8 protein-coding genes and 1 other RNA gene are annotated in these 7526 nt (G+C 62.8%); 4 read left to right on the top strand and 5 right to left on the bottom strand.

Annotated features, from left to right (window positions below; all coding sequences use genetic code 11):
• Both EN939_RS13930 and EN939_RS13925 read right to left on the bottom strand, forming a co-directional pair.
• Positions 1 to 1633 (bottom strand): extracellular solute-binding protein (locus EN939_RS13930; RefSeq protein ID WP_164750985.1); only part of this gene is annotated, 1633 nt, incomplete at its 3' end.
• Between the two features lie 155 nt (positions 1634 to 1788).
• A complete protein-coding gene (locus EN939_RS13925) occupies positions 1789 to 2457 on the bottom strand; it encodes a c-type cytochrome (RefSeq protein ID WP_127268468.1) in 669 nt (222 codons plus the stop codon).
• A gap of 193 nt (positions 2458 to 2650) precedes the next feature.
• Here EN939_RS13925 and EN939_RS13920 point away from each other — a divergent pair, with 193 nt between their 5' ends.
• Together EN939_RS13920 and EN939_RS13915 are read left to right on the top strand one after the other, a co-directional pair.
• The gene (locus EN939_RS13920) at positions 2651 to 3379 is read left to right on the top strand and encodes a 3-deoxy-manno-octulosonate cytidylyltransferase (RefSeq protein ID WP_127268467.1); all 729 of its coding nucleotides are present in this window, start codon (positions 2651 to 2653) and stop codon (positions 3377 to 3379) included.
• Between the two features lie 9 nt (positions 3380 to 3388).
• Entirely contained in the window at positions 3389 to 4252 is an 864-nt protein-coding gene (locus EN939_RS13915) for a prephenate dehydratase (protein ID WP_127268466.1), read from the top strand.
• Positions 4253 to 4308: 56 nt separating this feature from the next.
• Here EN939_RS13915 and EN939_RS13910 read toward each other — a convergent pair whose 3' ends face one another.
• The 3 genes from EN939_RS13910 to EN939_RS13900 are packed head-to-tail and all read right to left on the bottom strand — an operon-like array spanning position 4309 to position 6057.
• Positions 4309 to 4614, bottom strand: a complete 306-nt coding sequence (locus EN939_RS13910; RefSeq protein ID WP_127268465.1) for a Dabb family protein — start codon at positions 4612 to 4614, stop codon at positions 4309 to 4311.
• Positions 4615 to 4651: 37 nt separating this feature from the next.
• The gene (nudC, locus tag EN939_RS13905) at positions 4652 to 5596 is read right to left on the bottom strand and encodes an NAD(+) diphosphatase (protein WP_127268464.1); all 945 of its coding nucleotides are present in this window, start codon (positions 5594 to 5596) and stop codon (positions 4652 to 4654) included.
• 41 nt (positions 5597 to 5637) lie between these two features.
• Positions 5638 to 6057, bottom strand: a complete 420-nt coding sequence (locus tag EN939_RS13900) for an HIT domain-containing protein (RefSeq protein WP_127256953.1) — start codon at positions 6055 to 6057, stop codon at positions 5638 to 5640.
• Between the two features lie 169 nt (positions 6058 to 6226).
• Between EN939_RS13900 and ffs the strand changes: the two genes are divergently transcribed.
• Positions 6227 to 6323: signal recognition particle sRNA small type (ffs, locus tag EN939_RS13895), an RNA gene on the top strand.
• A 105-nt stretch (positions 6324 to 6428) separates the two neighbouring features.
• A partial coding sequence (locus EN939_RS13890; protein WP_127268463.1) for a DNA polymerase III subunit gamma/tau occupies positions 6429 to 7526 on the top strand: 1098 nt, incomplete at its 3' end.

The following is a 7526-nucleotide window of genomic DNA, read 5'->3' as shown; positions in this document are numbered from 1 at the left end:
CGACCAGCGCGTCGACGGTCGGGTCCTTGATGCCCATCAGATTGCGCGAACCGGGCGAGTCGGCAGCTTTCGAGCTCCAGAAGTCGCGCTGCTCGTTGCCCGGCGATTCCGACTGCTGCAGCATCCCGGTAACGACATCGAAATCGAAATTGTTGACGCGGTTGATGTACTGCGTCTGGTCGATGATGCGCAAAGTGGCGTCGACGCCGATCTTGCGCAGATTGGCGATGTAGGGGCTGGCGATGACCTGGTCGGTGTCGTTCCAACCGAGGATTTCAAACTTGAACGGCGCGCCGGTCTTGGCATTGACCATCTTGCCGCCCTTGATCACCCAGCCCGCCTTGGCGAAGAGATCGACCGCCTGTTTCAGGTACTTCCGTTCCGCCTGCGGTGAATCATAAACCGGCAGCTTGAATTCCTGGGTGAAAAGTTCGGGCGGCAGCTTGTCTCGGTATTTTTCCAGGATTTCCAGTTCCTTGCCCTGCGGCAACCCGTTCGAGGCCAGTTCGGTGCCTTGGAAATAGCTCGACGTGCGGGTGTTGAAGCCGAAGAACAGTGTGCGGTTCATGCTCTCGAAATCGAACGGAATGGTCAGCGCTTCACGCACCAGCCGGTCCTGGAACAGCGGCCGCCGCTGGTTGAGGACGAAGCCCTGCATCGGTTCCGGCGCCTGGGTCTGGAAATCCTTCTTGATGACATCGCCGGCTTGGAATGCCGGGAAATTGTAAGCCGTCGCCCATTTGCGCGAACTGTATTCGCGGTTGATGTCTTCCAGCCCACCCTTGGTGAAGGCGAGCCAGGCAGCGTTGTCGTCCAGAATATAGGTGTAGCGTCGGGTGTCGAAATTCTCACGGCCGATCTTCACCGGCAGCTTGGCCGCCCAATAGTCCGGCACACGCTGCCAGATGATTTCCGAACCCGGCTTGAAGCTGGTGATCTTGTAGGCGGCCGAACCGAGCGGAATTTCCAGCGTCGGCTTGGTTACGTCCCGCTTCTTGCCGTTGGCATCGGTGCCTTCCCACCAATGTTTCGGCAGCACGGCAAGGTCGCCGATGATCTTGGGCAGTTCGCGATTGCCCTTCTGGTTGAAATGGAACTCCACCTCGCGATCCGAAATCGCCACCGCATCGGTGACATTCTCAAAATAGCGGCTGTATTGCGGGCTGTTGGCCTTCAGCACATGAAACGACCAGATCACGTCATCGACGGTGATCGGCTGGCCGTCATGCCATTTGGCGCGCGGATCGAGCCGGTAGGTCGCGGAGGAATAATCATCAGGATATTTGTAGGCATCGGCGATCAGTGGATGGCTGGTGCTGCCTTCATCGGTCGCCTGCTCCATCAGCGTGTCGTAGAGCAGGCCGCCGCCAAACCCGACGAGGCCGGCGGCCGGTGATCCCTGGACCACGTAGGGATTGAAGCTGTCGAATGTACCTGGCACCACCGAATTCAGCGTGCCGCCCTTGAGCGCGTTCGGGTTGACGTAGTCGTAGTGCTGGAAATTGGCGCCGTATTTGGACTCGCCGATCAGCGATGAGGTGGTGCGCCATTCGTCGGCGCGGGCAGCCTGCAAGCCCGCCGCCAGAAGGGCTGCCGCCAGCAACGACTTGAGAAGCGTTCGGCCAACCGTCATGCACTATCCTCTTCGCAATGCCCGTTCATGGCAATCTAGATGATTTGGCGCTCGTGAAAACCGCCATGCGCGGCTTTGTCGCCGCCTATGCGGTTTTCCCAACAAAAAAGCCGGGCTGAACCCGGCTTTTTCAAGGTCGTCGAGATGATATCTGGCTATTGGGCAGGCGCCGGTGCGGCCGGAGCCGGGGCGGCGGGAGCGGCCGGCGCGGCACCCTCAGCCGGCTTTGCCGGAGCGGCTGCATCGGCGGGCGCGCCTGCATCTGCGGCAGCCCCCGGCGCCGGCAGCGGCTTGGGATTATCGGACAGCGTGCGCAGATAGGCGATGACGTTGGCGCGATCCTCGTCCTTGGGCAGGCCGGCGAAGCCCATCGCGGTGCCCTTCACAAGTTTCTTCGGCGAGGTGATGAAGTGGTTGAGGTTGTCGTACGTCCACTTCTCGGCGCCGCCCTTGGAGAATTCCTTCATGCCGGCCGAATAGGCAAAACCTTCATGCTCGGCGACAGGGCGGTCGATGAGGTCCCACAGGTCCGGGCCGACCTTGTTGGGGCCGCCCTTTTCGCCGGAATGGCAGGCTTGGCACTTCTTGAAGACGGCAGCACCTTGCTCGACATTGGCGGTCGCCAACAGTTCGGCGATCGGCTTGGCTGCGGCGGCAGGCGCGGCCGGACCGCCTTCGGCGGGCTCGGCGGCCTCGATGGCGAAACCGGGCTTTTCCGGCGCCGGCGAGGCAAACAGCGCATCGGACACAATGCCGACCGAGAAGACGACGAAAACGGTTCCGAGCAATCCGGCGAGCAGTTTGTTGACTTCGTTGGAATCCATACGCCCCTTGCTCCCTTTTCCGGCGGACAGAACCGTCCACTCCGTCCGTCGGTATCGTGACCCGTCCTGCGAGGGCGGTCAAATCGGGCGGAAACTAGGTCTTTTGCTGCGGCGTTGCAACACCTATAAGGGCGCTTCCAGTGAGACCTTTTGCCACTTTCCCTGTCCTCTTTCGAGACGCCTTGCACCCGAAATGTCCACGCTGATCCTGATCCCGGCCCGCATGGCTTCGACCCGCCTGCCGGGCAAGCCGCTGGCCGACATCGCAGGCGCCCCGATGATCGTCCATGTCGCGCGCCGTGCCGCCGAAGCCGGCCTTGGCCGAGTGGTGGTGGCGACCGATACGCAAAGCGTGGCGCAAGCGGTGCGCGCGCACGGTTTCGAGGCCGTGATGACGCGCATGGATCACGAATCCGGCTCCGACCGCATCCACGAGGCGCTGATCGCGCTCGACCCCGGGCGCAAGGTCGAAACCGTCGTCAATGTACAAGGCGACCTGCCGACGATCGATCCCCAGATCATCGCCGCGTCGCTCAGGCCTTTCGAGGACAGTGCGGTGGACATCGCCACGCTCGGCGTCGAGATCGTCCGCGACGAGGAAAAGACCAACCCCAATGTCGTCAAGATCGTCGGCTCGCCGCTCTCGGGCAGCAGGCTGAGGGCGCTCTATTTCACCCGTGCCACGGCGCCTTGGGGCGAGGGGCCGCTCTACCATCATGTCGGCCTCTACGCCTATCGCCGCGACGCACTCGAGCGTTTCGTCGCGCTGAAGCCGTCGCCGCTCGAACGGCGCGAGCGGCTGGAGCAGTTGCGGGCGCTGGAAGCCGGCATGCGCATCGACGCCGAGATCGTCCAGTCGCTGCCGCTCGGCGTCGACACGCCGGAAGACCTCGAACGCGCCAGACAGATCCTTTCAACCTGAGATATCGGCATGCCTGAAAAGACCAACAGAATATCCTTCCAGGGCGAGCCGGGCGCCAATTCCGACACCGCCAGCCGCAACATGTTCCCTTCGATGGAGCCGTTGCCATGCCCGACTTTCGAGGATGCCTTCAACGCGGTCGAGACCAACAAGGCCGACCTCGCCATGATCCCGATCGAGAACACCATTGCCGGGCGCGTCGCCGATATCCATCATCTCTTGCCGGAATCGAAGCTGCACATCATCGGCGAATATTTCCTGCCCATCCATTTCCAGCTGATGGTGCTGCCGGGCGTCAGGCGCGACGAGATCAAGACGGTGCACAGCCATATCCACGCGCTTGGCCAGTGCCGCAAATACATCCGCAAGAACGGCTGGAAGGCGATCGTCGCCGGCGACACGGCCGGCGCCGCCAAGATGGTCTCCGAGGTCAAGGACCGCACCATGGCGGCGCTGTCGCCCGCGCTGGCAGCGACCCTCTACGGGCTCGATATCATCGAGCAAAACGTCGAGGACACCGACTCAAACGTCACCCGCTTTGTCGTCCTGACCAAGAACAAGCAATGGGCCGAGCGCCCGTCGCCTGACGTCAAGATGATGACGACCTTCATCTTCCGCGTCCGCAACGTGCCGGCCGCACTCTACAAGGCGATGGGCGGCTTCGCCACCAACGGCATCAACATGACCAAGCTGGAGAGCTACCAGCTGGGCGCTTTCACGGCGACGCTGTTCTACGCCGACATCGAGGGCCATCCCGACGACCCGCTGGTCAAGCTGGCGCTGGACGAGCTTCGTTTCTTCTCGCGCGAAGTGCGGATTCTGGGCGTCTATCCGGCCAGTGAGTCGCGTGAGCAGTGGAAGGTGGCGGACTGATCGCTACTAGGCATGGTCTTTTCCAAAAACCGGTTTCCACTTTTCGGGACCATGCCCTAAATCACCGCGCCCAGCGGCACATAGTCGATCTCCATGAAGGTCTCGACCTCGGGCACCCAGCGGTCGCGCACGAAGGCGACATGGTCTGGATGGTCGTTGTACCTGTTGTAGGCAGCCTGGTCGGCGAACTCCATCGAGAAGCCGAAACGATAGTCGTTCTTGGGGCTGATCTGCCGCAATTGCTCGAAATGCGTGACGCCCCTGATCGCGGTGAGGATTTTCTTGGCGTCGACCAGGAACCGCTTTTCCTCCAGCGAATGCGGCGGATGCTTCAGCGTGAAAACGACGGTGTGACGGATCATGCCCTGCTCCTGCAATGTCTTTGAATAATCGCGGCCATCATTCCGAGTCGACCCAGGCGCGGATCAGGTGATGCGCGATGGCGCCTTTCGGCGGCGTGACCAGATTGTCCTTGTGCGTCCTTTCCAGCATCAGGCGCACCTCGTCGCGAAAAAACCAGCGGCAGTCCTCAAGCTCGTTGAGGTCGGCCTGGATGTCGTCGTTGAGCGGCTCGCCGAAGCAGCCGATCATCAGCGAATAGGGAAACGGCCAGGGCTGGCTGGCGTGGTAGACGACGCGGCCAAGCCGGATGCCGGCCTCTTCCAGCGTCTCGCGGCGCACCGCCGCCTCGATCGTCTCGCCCGGCTCGATGAAGCCGGCAAGGGCCGAGTACATGCCCGGCGCGAAATGCCGGCCGCGCCCGAGCAGGCACTTCTCCCGCGTCGCCGTCAGCATGATCGCCACCGGGTCGGTGCGCGGAAAATGCTCTGTGCCGCAATTCGGGCAATGCCGCTTGTAGCCGCCGGCCCGCATCTGCGATTCTGTACCGCATTTGCTGCAGAAACGATGGCTGGCATGCCAGGCGAGCAGGGCCGCCCCTTGCGCCATCGCGCCAGCCGCCGCCTCGTCGATCAGCCCTTGCATGTAGACCGAGCGGTAGTCGATGGCCTTGACTGTTTCCGGAAGCTGTTCGGGTTCGACGCCGGCGGGCACGGCCAGCACCGGTCCTCGTTCGGAAAAGCCGAGCAGGATGCCTTGCGCCAGGGAAACCTTGAAGGGCTCGCTCTCGGTGGCGCCGAACCAGGGATCGAGAGCGCCGCTATCGCCGAGCTTCAAATAGAGCCGGCCGCCATGCATCAGAAGCAGCCGCGTCGCCGGATCGGCCAGCGCCTTGTCGACCGAATCGTCGGCGCGGTTCTCGGACTGCCGATCGATCGTGTTGCCGGCGAAGCCGACGAACTGGCTCGGCTCGCGCAAAGGCGCGTCAAACAGGCGGAAGCTCATGGGGACTCTGGAATATGTTGAGGGATGGACACTGGGAACGCTTATAGCGCCGCCTTGATCGTTTCGGCAAACCGTCGCAAGTCGGAACGTTGATAGGGCTCTCGCAGGCCGTGTCCCCACACAGGGCCTGGCCAGCCGGGATCACCTTCCGAGCGCGCGATGACATGGATGTGCAGCTGGCGCACGATGTTGCCGAGCGCGCCGGTGTTGATCTTGGTGCAGCCGGTCGCCTTCTTCAGCGCCTGCGCCACCATGTTGGTCTCGAAGGTCAGCATCGCCTGGTCGAGCGGCGTCATATCATGGATTTCCTCCGCGCCGGGCCGCTGCGGCACCAGCAGCAGCCACGGCCAGCGGCGGTCGTTCATCACCCGCAGTTCGCACAGCCCAAGCCACATCAACTGCTCGCTGTCCGCCTCCAGCCGTGCGTCCAGCGTGAATCCGGCCTCCAGGCCCGGCAGCATCGGCGTTTCCCTTGCTTTTCTTGGTTTGCTCAACACATGAAGGCTAGAGCGGCGGCAAGGGGGCTGCAAGTGAATCATTGCGCCCTCACGGTTTGGTGCGCCGATTCGACATTTAACGATTTCTTCGGCGGACTTGCATTTCGTCGCGCAATTGCCGATATGGAAAGCGGGAGGTTGGTGGTGGACGATCCACTCGCCAACCGGGTCAGGTCCGGAAGGAAGCAGCCCTAACGAGCCCGGAACGGGTCATTGTTCCAGCCTCCCACCTCATCGGCCCCTCTCGCGACATTGACGACGCATTGCAGCGCGGGCGAGACTATGCGCAGGAATCGGCCGCCTTCGGGCGCGGCCATTTGGAGCTTTACGGGCGTATGAGCGAAGCCGGAAATTCGGGACCAAAAAGCCTGGAGATAGGCAAGGCCGCCGCCTATCGCGTGCTGGCGCGCAAGTACCGTCCTTCGAATTTTTCCGAGCTGGTCGGCCAGGAGCCGATGGTGCGCACCCTCACCAATGCCTTTGCCACCGGCCGCATCGCCCAGGCCTGGATGCTGACCGGCGTGCGCGGCGTCGGCAAGACCACGACGGCGCGCATCCTCGCGCGGGCCCTGAATTATAAAACCGCTGACATCGACCAGCCTTCGGTCGACCTCGCCGTCCTCGGCGAACATTGCCAGGCGATCATGGAAGGCCGCCATGTCGACGTCATCGAGATGGACGCCGCCTCGCATACCGGCATCGACGACATCAGGGATATCATCGAGCGCGTGCGCTATGCGCCGGTCTCGGCCCGCTACAAGGTCTACATCATCGACGAAGTGCACATGCTGTCGACGCAAGCCTTCAACGGCCTGCTGAAGACGCTGGAAGAGCCGCCGCCGCACGTCAAATTCATCTTCGCCACCACCGAAATCCGCAAGGTTCCGATCACCGTTCTGTCGCGCTGCCAACGCTTCGACCTGAGGCGCATCGACGCCGGCGCTCTGGTCGCGCATCTGTCCTCGATCTCGGCCCAGGAAGGCATTTCTGTCGACGACGACGCGCTGGCGATGATCGCGCGCGCCGCCGAGGGCTCGGCCCGTGATTCGCTCTCCATCCTCGACCAGGCGATTGCCCATGGCGCCGGCTCTGTCGGCGCCGATGCGGTTCGGGCGATGCTCGGGCTCGCCGACCGCGCCCGCATCGTCGACCTGTTCGAACATGTGATGAAGGGCGATGTGGCGGCAGCCCTTGGCGAATTCCGTGCGCAGTATGACACCGGCGCCGATCCAGCCGCCGTGCTGACCGATCTTGCCGAATTCAACCATCTCGTCACCCGGCTGCGTTTCGTGCCGACGGCCATCGAGGATGCCTCGCTGTCGGAGGACGAGCGGCAGCGCGGCGCCGATTTCGCCAGAACGCTGTCGGTCAGGGTGCTGTCACGGACATGGCAGATGCTGCTCAAGGGCATCCCCGAGGTGCAGTCTTCCAAC

Source organism: Mesorhizobium sp. M7A.F.Ca.CA.002.05.1.1 (assembly GCF_003998335.1).
Lineage (GTDB): Bacteria > Pseudomonadota > Alphaproteobacteria > Rhizobiales > Rhizobiaceae > Mesorhizobium.
Note: the sequence above shows the minus strand (reverse complement) of the source record. Positions and strands in the feature narration are given on the sequence as shown.